The sequence below is a fragment of the Longirhabdus pacifica genome (assembly GCF_004115085.1).
Lineage (GTDB): Bacteria > Bacillota > Bacilli > Paenibacillales > DSM-105158 > Longirhabdus > Longirhabdus pacifica.
This window is the reverse complement of record NZ_QXJP01000022.1, coordinates 24,705-41,952: the sequence shown is the minus strand read 5'-3', so window position 1 is coordinate 41,952 and position 17,248 is coordinate 24,705. Positions and strand designations below refer to the sequence as shown.

Sequence of the window (17,248 nt, the reverse complement as noted above, 5' to 3'; positions counted from 1 at the left end):
TTATTCCTCCTCATTGTTTTGATATGTTGCATAAACATTTTTGATTTTGCTGTACGTTCCTTGTTGGAAAGGAAGCATTTCGGTAACAGCTAGTACCCCTGTACACTGTATGTCAACGTTATCTTCTGGAATAGAGTAAGTGAACGATTGGACTCTCATCGCAGGTTTAGCGTTAGGTAGTGCGATGCTCTTTGCCTCATATAAGGCGTCACTTAACATGTCCATTTGCTTTAGTACGTTGTTCATGTTTTGCTCGTAGTAATCGATAGCAAATTGTTTTGTACTTTTCATTTGATAGGGGGATTGGATTTCTCTTTTGTCTTCCATAAATCGTATGACAAACGTTCCGTCCTCCACCACACTCGGCTTCTCATGCCTTACAACATGATTGGCTGAAAGGGTTTGCTGCAAAAATTGTTCCATAGCTGCAAAGTTAGTTTCAATGGACATGTTCATCACCTCCTTTTTTCAACTTACAAGGGATGAATAAAATGTTCCGACATTTGTTCATCCAAAGCTTTGTCTTGATCATGTGTCTTCATCTTGTCCCTTCCCAATCCTTTCCTTCCTATAGAAAAAACGCCGTTATGATCTGTGATCAACGACGTTTTATTCTATAACCTATTCCAAGTAGATGACATTACAGTGTAGTGAACAATAAAGCATCTTGTGGTGATGTTTCTGATTGTTCATATAAGTAGGTAACGAACTTCAAAAATTATACCCCCTAAATGCAATTTTTTTTATTTTTTTTATTCGACTTCCATCCACACTTCAATTTCATTGTATTTCCACTCTGCAAATACATCGGCAATTTTCTCAACTGCTGCTTGTACATATCTCCATACTTGCTTCTGTGAAACTCCCATGACTTCCGATGCTTCTCTCTGTGTTAATTGCCAGTACCCATAAATAAGTGCAATGACTTCGACTTGCTTCTCACTAAGATTTGCTTTTTCTATTGCACGACTCAAATCTATTAAAATATCGCTTGCAGCAGTATCTCCTTTAAACCTTCGTTCATCTATAATATAACGGTCGGCAAGTAATCGTTTTACCCCATCAACATTATCCAACGCATATTTAGCAACATAAAATTGTGCTTTCTCCATCATATCTACATTTAAAATTGTCATAGCATGTCTCCTCATTTTTATAATAGTTTTTATTTTTATTGATTTTACATTTAAACTTGTATTGGTTTGAAAGAACACTTGTTCGGAACATTTGTTCTCATTTTAATTCCATTTGTTTCTTTCGTCAATACTTTTTTTGGATACAATGGGTTAGAATCATAAAAAAATTCCACGTTCGTTGACGTGGAATTAGCTATAAATGATAAAACTTTCAACTTCACTATCTTGTGATTGCTGTTTATAGTATGCATTTTGTTCCCTTAGTTTTTTCTGGTCGTTCACCTCACGAACCCACTCTTCTTTTGCTGTTCGTTTTCTCCTGACAGGATCGCAGCATTTTTGCTTGTTCATATCTATATTGTAAGCTAATACAATATTGTATTCCCTATCTTTACGAGAGCTGATTTGCCACTTACTTAATACAGGATATTCAGCATAAAACGATTTATATGGATGATGGTCTGTTAATTCTTCATATAAAATAAGATCCGATAACTTCTCTACCCAAAGATGATACTCACTTCCGCAAACTTCTTGATCTACATCTTTTAAAATATAGGTAATGCACTTTATTCTTTGTTCCCGATCTTCTAAACTAAAATGCACATCATCATATACAAAAGGTTGGTTTTTTCGCAAGCAACGCTCTAACTTTGCTATTAACTCCGACAGTTCACTTAATACTATAATATACTTCACCCCTTATGGTTTACAAACAAAATAAGAACATTTGTTCTAATATACTACCTCATAATTTTTTTCCAGTCAATAAAATCCTGAAATGAGCACAATATGTAATAAAATACTGGACATGAAGTTCTAGATGAAATAATGTAACATAAAAAGTTCAATGAAAAAAACAATAATTCCAATGGATAGTAAAGAACAGAGGGTAGTTTACAGGGAGCTTCGTAAAAGGGAGCTGACGGAAGTTAGCTTCGTAATGGATAGGCAGGTAAGCGTAGTCAAATATGAGCGGTAGTTATGAGTAGGTAGTTGTGAGTAGTTAGAAAAAAGTAGATATTTGATAGTAGGTAGGGAAAAATATATAGTAATAAATATAAATTATAGATGAGATAGTAAAGAATAGAAAGTAAATGAAATATACACTAGACGGATATTCATTCATTGTTTATTTTAAACTTAAAGAAGAAAACAGCACATAGATTTGGCTGCTTAATGAAAATAATTATTTATTATCTTTAAATATAGTTTATCTAAGGTGTATAAATAACCATTAATATTTATTATTATTTATCTTTTTTATTTTATCTAATTATTTATAACATTTTGTTGTTGAAACATGGTGAATAGTTCTTTAGAGCAAAAAATTAAATTTTCCACATCTTCTACGGACATCGAAATATAAGAGTACTCATCATATTTTTGATCCACACAATCCATATAGTAAAAGTGAAATTGAGAGAATGCCTCCCTTACATCGGTTACAATCATTGCAAGGTAATAGCGATTGTTATCATCCACATGTTGATGCCAACTATAATTTATCGTTTTATAAAAGTTATCTACGCTATCCGTAATTAGCTGAATATGTTTTTTCATACGCTTTGAAGGTACCTCTTGTAGCATGCTGTCTAACATAGATTGTTTGTTCATCCTCATCGCTCCTTAATAAAATTTTACACCAGATCAATAAAATGTGTTGTAACGAAGTAATACGCAATAAATTATTGTACAATTTGGAATGAAATACCGTGTCACTTACTAATTATACGTCCACTTCATTGTGTTTTCAATCATTATATTTGTAAGAAAATTTAGATAATTTTCATTTTATGTATCCCTTTACCAATTTAAAACGGCTCAGAACTTGTCAGTGTAGGTAAGAAAAAAATAATCAGGTGAATATTCACCCGATCATCCCATCTATATAAATCCATTTAACATTCTTCTGGTTTACCTGCTTCTGTTGCTGTTCTAAATGAACTTCCACAACCACATGTTGCGGTCGCATTTGGATTTTCAACAGTAAAGCCTCCACCCATGGCAGATTGCTTATAATCAATACTTAGCCCGTTGATTAACGGTGAACTTTTTTCATCCATGACCACTTTAAGTCCGTTGATTTCAAGTTCAAGATCTTCATCGCTTTGCTCATTGTCAAAACCAAGGCTATAAGAAAAACCGCTGCAACCACCTTCATTTACACCTAAGCGCAAAAACATGTTGCTATGTTCCTCTTCTGCTAACATGTCGCTTATTTGCTTTACGGCTTGATCCGATATAGAAATTTGAATCATTCAAACTCCTCCTTTCCACTTTTATTATACCAAGGAAAAGCACACTTACTCAAGAGACGTAAAAACTTTATGCAGTGTCCAATATGTTTTTATTGCTCCCTTTCATATGGAGGTTTATAATATTATATAGTACAAAACCGAATTCATGGTTTATTCATAATTTATATATGAATTTGTCATATTTTATATTTTCATGTCAAGATTCATGTCAAGAAGATGCCAAACATTATACCCTTTATTGATCACGACTAGTAGTACAGTCGTACATTGGTGTGAAAATGTTTTCTCATCTTATATTAGGTTGGGTTACGTTTATGTTATTAACCTATTGTATATTTTATTTATATATCTTCGATGGATATTGAAGTTGATGTAGATATCGTAAATCCGTAAAGGAGAATCATATGATGAGTGTCCATGTTGCGAAAAGTTCTTTAGATTCAATTAAACAAAAGGTACTCCAAGGGGAGCGCCTAACATTTGAAGACGGTGTAACGTTATTAAAGTCGAATCAGCTACTTGAAATCGGGCAAATGGCCGACATGGTTCGACAAAAAATGCATGGGGATAATGTATATTTTATCGTTAATACCCATCTCAATTATACGAATGTATGCTATTTAGATTGTAAGTTATGTGCTTTTGGATTAAAAGCGGATAACCCTAACGCATACACCTTGTCACTAGAACAGATTGAGGAAAAAGTAAAAGATATGGTTTCGAAAGACTTTGCTGAAATACACATTGTAGGTGGTGTGAATGCAAAACTTCCTTTTTCCTATTATGAAGATATGATGCGAATCATTAAGAAGCACTTACCGCATATTCACATTCAAGCTTTTACTGCTGTTGAGCTCGATTACATTGCTCGAGTAGCTAAATTATCGATTGAAGATGCAATCACCAGATTGCATGAGGCAGGTCTTGGTTCCATTCTCGGAGGAGGAGCGGAAATTTTTGATCCTGAAATTCGAAAAATTATTTCAGGCCATAAAACAGACTCTGATCGTTGGTTCCAAATTCATCGTATTACCCATGACATGGGGATGAAATCGAATGCGTCTATCTTATATGGTCACATCGAATCTCCTGAACATGTGATTGATCATTTTATTCGTTTGCGAGAATTGCAAGATGAAACGAATGGATTTCAAGCTTTCTTCCCATTCTCTTTTCATCCTGCTAACACAAAACTAGCAGAAGAGTACAAGTTAACGAGAGATACAACGGGTGTATACGATTTGAAATTACTTGCTGTAGCACGCCTTATGTTGGATAATTTCCCTCACATTCGTGCTTTTTGGATGATGATTGGGCTTAAAATGGCACAAGTTTCATTAAGTTTTGGTGTAGATGATTTAGATGGAACCGTAATGGAAGAGCAAATCATTCATGCCGCTGGAAGCAAATCTAAACATATGGTTCCTGCTGCTACGTTCATCGACATGATCAAAGAAACAGGACGACAACCTGTTGAAAGAGATACACTGTACCGCAAAATCAAGACATATTAACGTGATGTCAGTAACGATGATATCAATGTAATGGAATATCCATTTAACATGAATAGCCTAAAGCAATAACAGCTTATTAACTAACGTCTGGAGGATAAAGTATGGCGGTTCATATATTGCAAGAAAACTTAAAAATGCAATCCATCGTAGACAAAGTACTTGCCGGAGAAAGACTGTCACTAGAAGAAGGCATGTTTCTTTACGAAAGTGATGATCTTTTGACGATTGGACAATTAGCAAATGAAATGAATAGAAGAAAAAACGATAATAACGTTTATTTTATAGAAAACATGACTTTATATTTTACGAACGTATGTGAAGATAATTGTGCTTTTTGTAATTTCAAACGTAAACCAGGTGAAGAAGGAGCATATACGTTAACACCTGAAGAAATGATTGCTTACGTCAATCAGCATTATCATGAAGGGATAAGAGAGTTCCATATCGCACAAGGTCACAACAATACCGTACCTTTTTCTTATTATGTGGAATCAATAAGAGCGTTAAAAGAACACTTTCCCAATGTAACGATAAAAGCATATACCGCAGCTGAAATCGAATTTTTTACTCGTCTTAGCGCTAAAAGTACGATAGAAGTGCTGAAAGAATTACAAGATGCTGGTTTGCAAACGTTACCTGGTGGTGGAGCAGAAATTTTATCCGATCGTTATCGTAAAAAAATGAACGTGACAAAGGCAAGCTCTGATCAATGGACGGAAGTGCATAAAACAGCACATCAATTAGGAATGAAAACACATGCAACGATGTTGTATGGACTGATTGAATCACTGGAAGATCGTTTGCAACATATGATCAAACTTAGAGAAGTACAAGATGAAACAAACGGATTTATGGTGTTTATTCCGCTTGCAGCACAGCCCATTAAAAAGTCTGCAGGTATTAAGCGTAGAAGTTATGCAATTCAAGATATGAAGACGATAGCGATTAGCCGTCTGATGCTGGATAACTTCGACCATATTAAAGCTTATTTCATTAATATTGGTACACAGTTAACTCAAATGGCACTTACATTTGGAGCTTCTGATGTACATGGTACGCTAATTAAAGAGCGTATTAGTCATGCAGCAGGTGCTTTAACACAAGAAGGACTAACAAGAGACGAGTTAGTTTGGTTAATTCAAGGTGCCAATAAGAAAGCAATTGAACGCGATACATTCTACAATACCATCAAAGTGTACTAACGTTATCAATGAGAACAAGATGGAGAAATGGTGTACGTTTGCTAGCTTGCTTCATAGTAAATAGCATAACGTATCACGTTTCTTCATCCATTCAGTAAAAATTATGAATACTAATGGATAAACAAATAGATTGAAATCGTTTATTTCAGTCTATACAGTATGTACAGGAAGGATTGGAGAGATGAAGAACATCATTGTATTAGGTGGAGGTTATGGTGGAGTAACGGTCATTAACGAGCTTTTTGACGGTTACATCCCAGATGATTATCAAGTGACGCTTGTGGATCGTATGCCATTCCAAGGCCTGAAAACAGAATATTATGCACTAGCAAGTGGAACGGTTTCCGATGTAGAAATTAGAAATGCATTTCCTAGCTTCTCAGAATTAAACATACATTATGGAGAAGTGCATGAGATTAATGTTCAACAAAAATCCATTCTTTTTGAAGATGGCGAAGCATTGTCCTATGACATTTTGATTATTGCCTTAGGTTGTACAGATAAATACCATCAAATCCCCGGAGCAGATATGCATACATGCAGCATTCAATCTTTATACTCTGCCAGAGAAACATACACAAAAATAAATAACCTTTGTCCCCATAGTCAAGTAACGGTCGTAGGAGGGGGATTAAGTGGTGTAGAGATTGCAGCAGAATTACGTGAAGGACGCCCAGACCTAAATGTTCGTATTATGGACCGTGGTTCCTGTGTTCTATCCCCATTTCCTAAAAAACTACAAAAATATGTCGCAGAATGGTTTATAAAAAATGAGGTAGAAATCATCTCTCATGCTTCCATTTCCGAAGTGTATGAAGATGGCCTATTGAATAAAGATCAAGAAATCAGCACACATTTAACAGTATGGACTGCCGGCATTCAACCCGTTGCAGTCGTGCAGAAAATGAATTTCCCTAAAGACCCCACTGGTCGTATTTTAACCAATGAATTCCACCAACTTCCTGAACATGACGATACGTATATCATTGGTGACTGTGCAAGTTCCAGTTTTGCTCCAAGCGCTCAGCTAGCTGAAGCACAAGGAAAACAAGTAGTAGAAGTGCTGCGAGCGTTATGGAAAAACGAAACGCCTACACTAGGACAAATTAAATTAAAAGGTGTTCTCGGTTCCTTAGGAAAAAAATCCGGTTTCGGTATGATGGGCAAGAAAACCGTCATGATAGGGAAAGTGCCACGTTTATTAAAAAGTGGCGTGCTTTGGATGTCCAAACGCCACTTTGGGTAAATTAATCGAGAAGTTCATCGAAAGGAGAAGATACATCACTTGTTTCTTCAATGGCGGTCATGATTTTTTCATACAGTTCATCTGCTGTAGCGGCCCTAATTACTTTTCCGTCTACTAATGCAAATGGCTCTAAACTACACTGACCACATTGATCCAAACAACCGTATTCGATCGTATCGATTTCAGGATTTCCCTCTAACTTTTCCATCACTTTATCTGTTCCATGATGGAAGTTGTTGCTGCAAAATTCGATTATTGCTCTCATCTATGTGACACAACCTTTGTTTTGAAATTTTTTGTAGTCCTAGCCAATGAGAAGTATTCTTATTTCAAAATGATAACCATTTTAATTTATGATATATTGTAATATAATAATACAAGGAAGGAGATGACGCAAATGAGTATTGATCAAAAAACACAATATGACCAGGTCATGGAAGTTTTAGATAAACTACGCCCTTTTTTACAAAGAGACGGTGGAGATTGCGAATTAGTGGATGTAGATGATGGTATCGTAAAATTGAAATTAGTAGGTGCTTGCGGAAGCTGCCCTAGTTCTACCATTACACTAAAAGCAGGTATAGAAAGAGCACTAGTTGAAGAAGTAGAAGGTATTGAAGAAGTACAACAAGTATTCTAATGATTTGACTAGCTAATGATTCATCATAAGAGGCTGCCTATGTAATATAGGCAGCCTCTTTAATGTTATCTCATATCTTTGCTTGCATGGGAGAACACATCGATTAAAATAGCACACGTCATTTTAAATGCATCATGCAGTTCGGATACATCTCGTTCAATATCCTCCACGACATTATGAATGCTCGGTTGTTGCTTGCTACGAATGAGATCATTAATCATATCAAAATTCATATAGTGGATTTCAATATTACGCTGATTACGCAATCTTTTCATCGTATTTATATTCGCTACCTTATGAGCATAAAGCTGCTGATACAAGTACTTTACCCTCTTTTGCTTCTCCATATGTCGCAATACCGTGTAATATGAAAATCGGTGCTTGATTTTTTCCGTATATAAATCATAGCGCTCATTCATGAAATATCCTAGTTTATCGAGAATAGAAAAAATACGAATAATAGCGTTTTTATAAAAGTACAAGTAGCGATGATAATACGTTTTTTCATCTGCTTCCATCGCTGCTTCTGTATGAGAATGGATGTGTACGCCAAAAGTTCGACAGCAAAATATGCTTTGTTCCAATTCATTTAATGCATCCGTAAATCCGCTTGCCCATAGTTCCAAACGATAGTATTTTTCCGGAGGCTGCTCCATCTTTTTCACTGTATTGCAAAACTGCCGTATTTTCTGATCTGCCTCAACTTGCTCAGTACAATAAGCTTGTTCCTTTAGTCCTAACAAACTTTTCAGCATCACATACTCCTTTTATATCCTTATGCAAAATATTCTTTCCAGCGATCGTCGACTTTTTTCACAATATCTTCTCTAGGGAATAACTCATCTGGATAACCCGGTTTCATTCTCGCGTCGATAACGATTGGCAACGTGTATTGCAGATGGTGCATGACCAAATTAGAATCAGCATAAATGTCCATCGCAGGGTTAAAGCGGGTGAATACCGTCCATAAGAACGACGTTTGATCTTTAATTTGTGACACATCATCCACAATGCATACCATCGGCCATGCAGACAATTTATCTTTGTTTTGTTCCAACAATCTTGCAGGTAATGTAGGATCTTCTTCATAGCTTTTCCCAGATATTAATAAGCATCCCTTACAATACACTTTTATTTGATCTATCGTTGTCAATTCTCCCTCGTTATACGTACCTGGCAATGTGCGAACGGGATCACCGATACCGAGTAAGATTGCTTTACTACCGCGATTTAAACGTTTACCCGTATAATCTAACGTATCATGCGATGTTTTATTTACAATCAACAAATCTTTTCTAGGATCGAAACGCTCTAACACTTTTTCAAGTAAAGGCGTGAAATTATCTAATGCAACAGATTGGTCAGTAATGACTAGAAATTTCGTTAACGTTAATTGCCCTTCTCCTAAAATTCTAAACGCTGTTCCTAACGCTTCTCGAGCATAACTTTCCCTTACGATAGCTGCTGCGAGTGGATGGAATCCAGATTCTGCATACGTCCATAAATCCTTCACACCAGGCATAGCCATTGGAAAAGCTGGAGATAACAATCGCTGTAAAAATTCTCCGAGATAATAATCCTCTTGTTTCGGCTTCCCTACTATAGTAGCAGGATAAATAGCATTTTTTCTATGATACACATGACTGACGTTAAACACAGGGAAATCATGTGCTAAAGAGTAATAGCCATAATGATCTCCGAATGGACCTTCTAAACGTCGTTCATGAGCTGGAACATGTCCACAAAGTGCAAATTCTGCATGTGCAGTTAATCGATGTGTTCCGCGCTCATCTTTAGCCATAGGAAGCTTTTCACCCATAATAAGCGACGTCAATAGTAGCTCTGGTAAATGTTCTGGCACTGGAGCGATAGCAGATGCAATTAATGCTGGAGGACCACCTAAGAAAACCGTAGCAGGTAACGCTTCATTTCTCTGCTCCGCTTCATAATGATGGAATCCTCCACCTTTATGTATTTGCCAATGCATCCCCGTCGTATGATCATCAAACACCTGCATGCGATACATACCTAAATTATGTTCTTTCGTTTCTGGGTGTTCTGTATAGACTAATGGCAACGTAACAAATGGACCGCCGTCCTCTTGCCAACTGGTCAAAAAAGGAAGTCCTTTTAGCGGATCTTCTGTTTTCAACACTTCCATTACCGGAGCTTTGCTCGCTGGTAATTGCTTCATCCCAATTTTTAGCGCATCTTTAATTAATGAACGCTGCCCCCAAAGTGCTTTTGGAGTTGGAGGCAATAACGTTTTAGTCGCATCTACGAATTGTTGCATTAATTGTTCTGGTTTTGTTCCGAAAGACAGATTAACACGACGCGGTGTACCAAATATATTCGTCAATACAGGAAATGAACTTCCCTTCACATTCGTAAACAATAATGCTGGACCTTGCTCATCAATAACGCGACGATGTATTTCAGCCAATTCTAAATTTGGATCAACTGGTGCATTAATTTCTATGATTTCATTTTCTTTTTTTAGGATTTCAATTAAGGTTGGCAAATCTTTAATCATTTTACTTTCCTCCATAACCATACTTGTATGCTTAAATAACAAAGGACACTAAATAATGCCGTAATAAAAATAGAGTGCAGTAAACTGGTAAATAAATAGACTTGGTGAAAAGACAGTGTTTTCACGAGTAAAGCCCCGCTTAAGATTTGTACAACGATAAACACGATAATATAAATACTACTCTTGCGAATAGACGCAATCTTATAATAATGACGATACCCAATATGCGCGACGATAGCGATCACGAAGAATAGCGTAATGGCTCCAAGACGATGGATAAATGCTGCACCTGTTTCCCCTGTAAAACCTGGGAACCATTGCCCATTACATAAGGGCCAATCATCTCCGCAACCAGATACCGCATTACTATGCCTTACATATGCTCCTAAATAAATCACAACATACGTATAAATTAATGCTCCCCATACCAGATACATAAAACGCATAGTAACGATGCGATCTTTATCATCTCTCTGATTCCATGTCGTCGGCTGCTGACTCATTTCTCGTAAATGAAGGACTAACAATAACGTACTTGCAAATGCCAACAAAGATATACCGAAATGCAGTGCCATCACAAGTTCAGACGTATCGTTTTTGACCGCTAATAAGCCTAATATAGCTTGTAATATAGTAAAGAATAGTGCACTACCAGCGTAGAATCTTGCTTGGAACGATTTAATACTTTTGAATACAAATATAGTGGTAAGTAACACAAGTATCCCTTCGATTCCTGTCACAAAACGATGGCTGTATTCTGTAATCGATTCTCTAGTATTATCTGGAACAAACTTCCCCTCACATAACGGCCAATCATCTCCACAGCCTTCTCCAGAACCAGTCTGGGTCACGACTACTCCTGCTAAAACGACGAGCAGCATCCCTATACATGACGCTAACGCCAGTCGTCGTATATTTACGTACATACGTTCACCTCTTCAGTAGAATAACTCTGTATATCAGTTGCTTGAACTTGTTTCTTCAATTCAACTTATATATAAGATAAAGAAATAATAAAATTCAAGTTTACACCTCAGAAGCCAGGCGTAAAGGTTGTAGTATTGTAATTTCTCCATCTTATGTTTAGTTGTAATAAGTTGCTTGAACAAGTTCGTTCAATTCAACTTATATATAAGATAAAGAAACAATAAAATTCAAGTTTACACCTCAGAAGCCAGGCGTAAAAATAAAAACTTTTAAATAGGCATCATTCATCATTATATCTTGTATTAATGCTTAAATCTATGTGTACAACAATATTTCAAAAAATGTTTGCATCTTAAGTTCCTAAAAAATGTTCAGATGAAACAGACACAAAAAGGGGCGTCCGCGTAATAAGATATATTGTATTTTAGTCTATACCATTGGAGGTGGAGAGTTGGAGAATAAACCATCAATATCATTATGTATGATCGTAAAAAACGAAGAGAAATTCATTGCACAGTGCCTAAGTAGTGTAGAAGAACTCGTGGATGAAATGATTATCGTCGACACTGGTTCAACAGACAACACCATACAAATCTGTAAGCAATTTAACGCGAAGGTGCTAGAAATCCCATGGGAAAACAACTTTTCTGCAGCAAGAAATTATGGGATACAACAAGCGCAAGGAAATTGGATTTTATGGCTCGATGCAGATGAAGAATTGGAACAAAAAGAGTTGGCACCATTATACCCTTTCTTCAATAACCCGAAGTACAAATTACTCAACGTGCAGTTAATCAACTACTACGGGGATCATGTTGACGAAAATCAAACGATATCTATCGGCCAACCACGATTTTTTCGAAATGAGGGCCATATTAAATTTAACAATGCCATTCATGAAGCACTGGAGATTAACGGGGTAAGGGATTACGCAGAACAACTAAAACTAACTGGTGAACTCCCTATAAAATTATTTCATTATGGCTACTTGGACGAAATCATTGAATCTAGAAATAAACATGAGCGAAACATTGAACTATTAAAAAAAGAGTTAGAAGAAGACTCTAATCCATGGACCCCGTACCATATTGCTGTTGAGTATTACAGAATGAAAGATTACGAAAAAGCAATGCAATATGTGAATGACTCCATTCTATTATTCCTTGTTTCACAACAGTTGCCACATTCCATGGTATATAAACTTAAATATTCTATTTTCATCACCATTGGTGCCACAGATAAAGCATGGCCTGGTATCAATAAAGCAATTCAGATGTATCCAGATTATGTCGATCTTCATTTTTACAAGGCGATGATTTTGTATTCCTCTACTGAATTTAAAGATGCACTCGCCTCATTTAAACAATGTATAAAACTTGGAGAAAACAATCGAAAGTATCTCATTACCAAAGGACTAGGCAGTTTCCAAGCTTGGTATTACAAAGGAAGATGTCTGGAACAATTGGGCGAAGTAGATGAAGCAATTCAAGCATACCATGAAGCACTAACCCTTCATCCAGGTTATACAAGTGCACAAGAAAGAATAACAGCATTGGAACAAAAACAGGATTCACAAGAAGTACATGATACTGTTCCGTCCGCCTTGCCTTATGAAAAAGAGCAAACAGAAACTTCTCAACAGCAAATGAATTGATATGACTATTTTCTGTGCTTACGTCCATAAAAGAATAAAAGTGGACATTATGTTTTAAAAAAATGACGAATAGAGACAATTACACTGAACGTTATTTGATTAGTTGAATATGATGCATTGTAGATATAAAGGAATGAGGTGAACAACATTGTCACAGGCAAATATTCCAAACATCACTCCTATCATTTCGATTACTGTAGGGCAAACGGTACCTTTATTACTTGCTTCCATTGCATTAGAGGAGTTGGCATTAGCACATGTTGTCAATGCTGAAGCGGAAAAAATTCAGTTTGCTTTAAAATTGTTAGAAGACCATAAAGATCCAAAAGAAGCCGTTCAAACTGCACTTGAAGTGAATGAAGATGTGAGAAGAACATTACGTGCCGTCATTAAGAAAGAGTTACTGCTTGAATTCAAGTTGGAGAATGTTATAGCAGGCTTACCAATCTCTTAAGATCGTTTCCATCAACATGATCCATTAGAGATAAAAATTAAATGAGGTGAAGATTTTGTCACAAGCAAATATTCCGAATATTACCCCTATCATTTCTATTTCTGTGGAGCAAACTGTACCTTTATTACTTGCTTCCATCGCTTTAGAAGAATTAGCTTTAGCACACATCGTCAATGCTGAAGCAGAGAAAATTCAGTTTGCTTTAAAATTATTAGAAGATCATAAAGATCCAAAAGAAGCCGTACAAACAACATTAGTTGTAAATGAAAGTGTTCGTAGAACATTGCGTGATGTCATCAAGAAAGAATTATTGCTCGAATTCAAGTTAGAAAACATCATCAACAGCTTCCCTATTTCCTAGTATTATTAAAGCTAATGCCATCTAGGGGGTGACACACCCCCTTCATATCCCCCTTACTGTTACTATAAAAATGATAAGAGGATAACATGATTGCAGTGTTATCACATAATCAATAATCAAGGAAAGCATCATACTTATTTTCTGAATAACCTTGTAAGTTGTATGTACCTCATTTCCATCATATTCATCTATTGTAACCACCATATACATTTATGTGGTGGTTTTTTTGTACCCTGCATATCATTACTTATCACGCTCGAATGCTGCTGCTTAACAGCATACATCATGAACAACATAAATAAAGACTTGAGAAGTAAATTTCACCTCTCAAGTCTATTGTTGACTGTGATTGGATATCCAAACGGTAGAAGTAGTATTCCCTTTATACCCTTGGTTATCATGGCCCTGATGTATACTACTTTCCATATTCATGGTTTGCTGAATGGACGCATGAATTTCTTTCCAGTAGTCTCCAAAGTATGTTGCTTTGGCACGCATCACTTTCATGATTTTCCTTAATCCTACTGAGTATTCATACTGTAGAACCACTTCTTTTTTTACATTTAAAACCGCTGAAAAGTCGATGTATTTTTTAATGATTTTAAGTATAAGTTGATACATTTCCATACAATGCGAAGTCTGCTTTGCAATCATAGCAGAAAAACGATAACTATGTCTGAACAATCCATTTTTGTGAAGAGCGTCTATTAATTTTGTAATCGATAACAATATCTTTTCAAGTGCTCTTTGCGCTTTTTTAAAAGCAGTCATCGTTTTACTTACAGCGCCATTCATCTGATCTAATTTGTTCTCTATCGTTTTCACTTCACCATTATTCCCCCTCTTCGTCTATCACAATTTCTTCTACTGCTTCGATACGCATGACATTTTCTAACTTTCTTAATAAAAGCCACTCTTTCATCACTACCGTGTGCAGCAAACTGTCTACAGCTTGATTAAAAACAATAATCTCTTTAATGGAAGGATTTGATGGAAAATCTAAATCTTTTCCTACAAATGCTTGTATTTTCTCCGCTTCTGCATTCATGATATGGGATAAAGCATTTTCCTCTAATGCGATGGACTCTAATAAATCCACAATCACTTCCTTAAAAGAAGGACGAAACTTTGATTCAGGAATAGAAGGCATACTCAATTGTCTTCACCACCCTTACATTTACATTTACAATTTACTATATGGCATCCGCCCATTTTTGGTGCTAAGTTACAAAAAAAAAATCGACCGCCCATTTTTTTTAATGGAGGCCGACTTTCATTTATATTACTTCATATTTTTATACTGCAAGAAGAATGGCAGCTATATTATGTGTTCATCGATAGTTCCCTGTGATGAGGTCATTTTCTTCAGTTGTTCACTTCTTTTATTTGCTAACTTCCTCAGCAACCGCACGCGCTTGTGTAAAGAAGCGTTCGATCTCTTCTTTCGTCTTTCTGAGTTTGTTGACGTATCTCACGAGCTCTTTCCCTTGTTTAAAAGCGATAAAGCTAGGTATACCCATGACATGAAGACGATCACAAAGATCTGGAAATTCATCTCGATCCACTTCTACAAATGTAAAGTCACTATACTTTTCCATCAATTCTGGCATAAATGGATCAATAAAGTGACAATCCGGACACCAATCTGCCTTGACAACAAGCATTGTCAACTTATCTTCTGAAATAAACTGCTCATATTGTTGTTCGCTTTGTAATTTTTGCATCTATGTCACTTCTCCTTTAATTATATTTTTGCACCATGATAATGGAGTAGCCTAACTCGTCCCACAACAACGTTGTCCCTAGTTGTTCGGCAACAAAACGTATGGGAATATAAACTACACCTGATTCATCTTCTATTGTACGCGGTAACGTATACGTTTGTCCATTCACCGTTGCTTGATTAGAACCCATTTCGAATGAAATAACACGATTAGTATGTAGCATCATAAAAAAACTTACTACAAGCAGAAAACAGTTCAAACAAACTTTATTTAACGTTTAAAAAATACATGAGAATACGGAATGATCGATATACTATAGGTACCAATCAGTAACACAAAACCGGTATAGAAATAAGGTGATTCTAATTGTTCCCTTTGTCCTACCTCCATCATCGATGGAAACAGTTAACATGGTCTTTAACATTATCCTCAAAAAGAAATAGCCTATCTCTCAACACCAGACGTATTGCTTGCATCCAAAATGAACTTAGTGAAGTAGAACAAAAAGTATTACCCCAACAACAACTAGAACATGAGTGCTTACAACACGAACTTATTCAACATATAAAAGACACTACAGTAAAACAAAACGTAAACAACGTAACACGAACGATGGCATATAAGCGCATTTACGATCAACATCCTGAGTTACATTGGGCTTATTTAGCGCATATGGTGTCACGAAATGCGGGCTGGAGTATGACCGATCTAAGAGGGGAATGCTTACCTCATCTTATCACAAGTGTATCCCGAAAACATATATTTACATTTTTAGAAACAGCGAATGCACTTATTTTTCAAGATGCGTATCCACAGCTACTGCTGTATCATTATAGTCGGCAGCGAGAGGAAAATCTTTTTCATCTCTTGCCATCCTTTCATATATCTACGTTCATGAAACCGTTCTGGGATGACTTTTGGGAGCGTAAAGATTCGATGCTGCTAACGGTGGCACTAGTCATTAATGAACAGCATTATATTGAGGAAAGAGTAGTGCAAGATCCATTTTTTAAAGTACACGTACTAGAAACATTACCATTTAAAATCCAATCCATACTTCAATTTAACCAAGTCATTTTTCCGTATGCTATAGGTCCAAGTCAACATCGTGTATGCGGATTAACATTAGAGCAATTCTCCAATATAAATGAACGAATTGAGTTTGGAAAGTCGTTGTATTTTATATTGTTCTATTACCCTGAAGTACATAAAAGGTGCGCACTATTTTCTGATGAAATACAGCACTCAGGGTCTCGCAGCGATTACTGGCCTACGTTATTTCAGTCCACCATGGTACAATCTGAGCGAAATCTGAACTTGTTGCTGTATGAGAAAAAAATGAATCGAGGTAAATTAATCAACAAAAACAAAAAATTATACAGTCCACCCCTGCATGAGGCGTGGGATAATATGAGATTACCAAAGATTCGTCGTTTTGATTGGTTTCCGAAAGCAAATCCTTGGCATTATTTCAAATCCATAAAGCGTCCAAAAATGTTGGATATGACCCACGATCATTCTCTCATGTTCAGCGCGTTAGAATTATCTGTGCTGGCTGGAGAGAAGATCGGGATACTGAACGATGACCAGTAAAAG

21 protein-coding genes are annotated in these 17,248 nt (G+C 36.2%); 8 read left to right on the top strand and 13 right to left on the bottom strand.

Features of this window, described 5'->3' with window-relative positions; translation table 11 throughout:
• The 5 genes from D1Z92_RS14100 to D1Z92_RS14080 all read right to left on the bottom strand — a co-directional run bounded on the left by D1Z92_RS14100 (window position 1) and on the right by D1Z92_RS14080 (window position 3,397).
• The gene (locus D1Z92_RS14100; RefSeq protein ID WP_128896317.1) at window positions 1-450 is read right to left on the bottom strand and encodes a hypothetical protein; all 450 of its coding nucleotides are present in this window, start codon (window positions 448-450) and stop codon (window positions 1-3) included.
• Window positions 451-752: 302 nt separating this feature from the next.
• The gene (locus tag D1Z92_RS14095; protein ID WP_128896316.1) at window positions 753-1,136 is read right to left on the bottom strand and encodes a DUF134 domain-containing protein; all 384 of its coding nucleotides are present in this window, start codon (window positions 1,134-1,136) and stop codon (window positions 753-755) included.
• A 189-nt stretch (window positions 1,137-1,325) separates the two neighbouring features.
• On the bottom strand, window positions 1,326-1,835 hold the full coding sequence (locus tag D1Z92_RS14090; RefSeq protein ID WP_128896315.1) for a hypothetical protein: 510 nt from the start codon (window positions 1,833-1,835) through the stop codon (window positions 1,326-1,328).
• A 573-nt stretch (window positions 1,836-2,408) separates the two neighbouring features.
• Window positions 2,409-2,753 carry a hypothetical protein gene (locus D1Z92_RS14085; protein ID WP_128896314.1) on the bottom strand — a complete coding sequence of 115 codons (345 nt, stop codon included), beginning with the start codon at window positions 2,751-2,753 and terminating at the stop codon, window positions 2,409-2,411.
• 284 nt (window positions 2,754-3,037) lie between these two features.
• Window positions 3,038-3,397 (bottom strand): HesB/IscA family protein, encoded by a 360-nt coding sequence (locus tag D1Z92_RS14080; RefSeq protein ID WP_128896313.1) that lies wholly within the window; start codon window positions 3,395-3,397, stop codon window positions 3,038-3,040.
• A gap of 407 nt (window positions 3,398-3,804) precedes the next feature.
• Between D1Z92_RS14080 and mqnE (D1Z92_RS14075) the strand changes: the two genes are divergently transcribed.
• The 3 genes from mqnE (D1Z92_RS14075) to D1Z92_RS14065 all read left to right on the top strand — a co-directional run bounded on the left by mqnE (D1Z92_RS14075) (window position 3,805) and on the right by D1Z92_RS14065 (window position 7,359).
• Window positions 3,805-4,911 carry an aminofutalosine synthase MqnE gene (gene mqnE, locus D1Z92_RS14075; RefSeq protein WP_128896312.1) on the top strand — a complete coding sequence of 369 codons (1,107 nt, stop codon included), beginning with the start codon at window positions 3,805-3,807 and terminating at the stop codon, window positions 4,909-4,911.
• 101 nt (window positions 4,912-5,012) lie between these two features.
• Complete coding sequence (gene mqnE / locus D1Z92_RS14070; protein WP_128896311.1) at window positions 5,013-6,113, top strand: aminofutalosine synthase MqnE; 1,101 nt, start codon at window positions 5,013-5,015, stop codon at window positions 6,111-6,113.
• Between the two features lie 181 nt (window positions 6,114-6,294).
• Window positions 6,295-7,359: an NAD(P)/FAD-dependent oxidoreductase gene (locus D1Z92_RS14065; RefSeq protein ID WP_128896310.1), complete on the top strand. Its 1,065-nt coding sequence runs from the start codon at window positions 6,295-6,297 to the stop codon at window positions 7,357-7,359.
• 1 nt (window position 7,360) lies between these two features.
• Here the strand turns inward: D1Z92_RS14065 and D1Z92_RS14060 are convergent, their stop codons facing one another.
• A complete protein-coding gene (locus tag D1Z92_RS14060) occupies window positions 7,361-7,624 on the bottom strand; it encodes a YuzB family protein (protein ID WP_128896309.1) in 264 nt (87 codons plus the stop codon).
• 132 nt (window positions 7,625-7,756) lie between these two features.
• On the opposite strand from D1Z92_RS14060, the gene D1Z92_RS14055 reads away from it, so the two are divergent.
• A complete protein-coding gene (locus D1Z92_RS14055) occupies window positions 7,757-7,999 on the top strand; it encodes a NifU family protein (RefSeq protein WP_128896308.1) in 243 nt (80 codons plus the stop codon).
• A 65-nt stretch (window positions 8,000-8,064) separates the two neighbouring features.
• Here D1Z92_RS14055 and D1Z92_RS14050 read toward each other — a convergent pair whose 3' ends face one another.
• Genes D1Z92_RS14050 through D1Z92_RS14040 form a run of 3 tightly spaced genes read right to left on the bottom strand, consistent with a single transcriptional unit; the run spans window position 8,065 to window position 11,458 of the window.
• Complete coding sequence (locus D1Z92_RS14050; protein WP_128896307.1) at window positions 8,065-8,754, bottom strand: Cthe_2314 family HEPN domain-containing protein; 690 nt, start codon at window positions 8,752-8,754, stop codon at window positions 8,065-8,067.
• 20 nt (window positions 8,755-8,774) lie between these two features.
• Window positions 8,775-10,532 (bottom strand): UbiD family decarboxylase, encoded by a 1,758-nt coding sequence (locus tag D1Z92_RS14045; RefSeq protein ID WP_128896306.1) that lies wholly within the window; start codon window positions 10,530-10,532, stop codon window positions 8,775-8,777.
• Window positions 10,529-11,458 carry a COX15/CtaA family protein gene (locus tag D1Z92_RS14040; RefSeq protein WP_128896305.1) on the bottom strand — a complete coding sequence of 310 codons (930 nt, stop codon included), beginning with the start codon at window positions 11,456-11,458 and terminating at the stop codon, window positions 10,529-10,531. Before D1Z92_RS14040 ends, D1Z92_RS14045 begins: the two co-directional genes overlap by 4 nt.
• A 452-nt stretch (window positions 11,459-11,910) precedes the next feature.
• Here D1Z92_RS14040 and D1Z92_RS14035 point away from each other — a divergent pair, with 452 nt between their 5' ends.
• The 3 genes from D1Z92_RS14035 (at window position 11,911) to D1Z92_RS14025 (ending at window position 13,928) form a co-directional block, all read left to right on the top strand.
• Entirely contained in the window at window positions 11,911-13,113 is a 1,203-nt protein-coding gene (locus tag D1Z92_RS14035; protein ID WP_240666750.1) for a glycosyltransferase, read from the top strand.
• A 148-nt stretch (window positions 13,114-13,261) separates the two neighbouring features.
• Window positions 13,262-13,567 (top strand): alpha-helical endospore appendage domain-containing protein, encoded by a 306-nt coding sequence (locus tag D1Z92_RS14030; protein ID WP_128896304.1) that lies wholly within the window; start codon window positions 13,262-13,264, stop codon window positions 13,565-13,567.
• Window positions 13,568-13,622: 55 nt separating this feature from the next.
• Window positions 13,623-13,928 (top strand): alpha-helical endospore appendage domain-containing protein, encoded by a 306-nt coding sequence (locus tag D1Z92_RS14025; RefSeq protein ID WP_128896303.1) that lies wholly within the window; start codon window positions 13,623-13,625, stop codon window positions 13,926-13,928.
• Between the two features lie 333 nt (window positions 13,929-14,261).
• Here the strand turns inward: D1Z92_RS14025 and D1Z92_RS14020 are convergent, their stop codons facing one another.
• From D1Z92_RS14020 to D1Z92_RS14005, 4 genes are all read right to left on the bottom strand, one after another.
• Window positions 14,262-14,753, bottom strand: a complete 492-nt coding sequence (locus tag D1Z92_RS14020; RefSeq protein WP_128896302.1) for a hypothetical protein — start codon at window positions 14,751-14,753, stop codon at window positions 14,262-14,264.
• 7 nt (window positions 14,754-14,760) lie between these two features.
• A complete protein-coding gene (locus tag D1Z92_RS14015; protein ID WP_240666752.1) occupies window positions 14,761-15,078 on the bottom strand; it encodes an alpha-helical endospore appendage domain-containing protein in 318 nt (105 codons plus the stop codon).
• A 232-nt stretch (window positions 15,079-15,310) separates the two neighbouring features.
• Window positions 15,311-15,652 carry a thioredoxin family protein gene (locus tag D1Z92_RS14010; protein WP_128896300.1) on the bottom strand — a complete coding sequence of 114 codons (342 nt, stop codon included), beginning with the start codon at window positions 15,650-15,652 and terminating at the stop codon, window positions 15,311-15,313.
• A 16-nt stretch (window positions 15,653-15,668) separates the two neighbouring features.
• Window positions 15,669-15,878 (bottom strand): stalk domain-containing protein, encoded by a 210-nt coding sequence (locus D1Z92_RS14005; protein WP_128896299.1) that lies wholly within the window; start codon window positions 15,876-15,878, stop codon window positions 15,669-15,671.
• 140 nt (window positions 15,879-16,018) lie between these two features.
• On the opposite strand from D1Z92_RS14005, the gene D1Z92_RS14000 reads away from it, so the two are divergent.
• Window positions 16,019-17,245, top strand: a complete 1,227-nt coding sequence (locus D1Z92_RS14000) for a DUF2515 family protein (protein WP_128896298.1) — start codon at window positions 16,019-16,021, stop codon at window positions 17,243-17,245.
• Window positions 17,246-17,248: the final 3 nt, after the last annotated feature.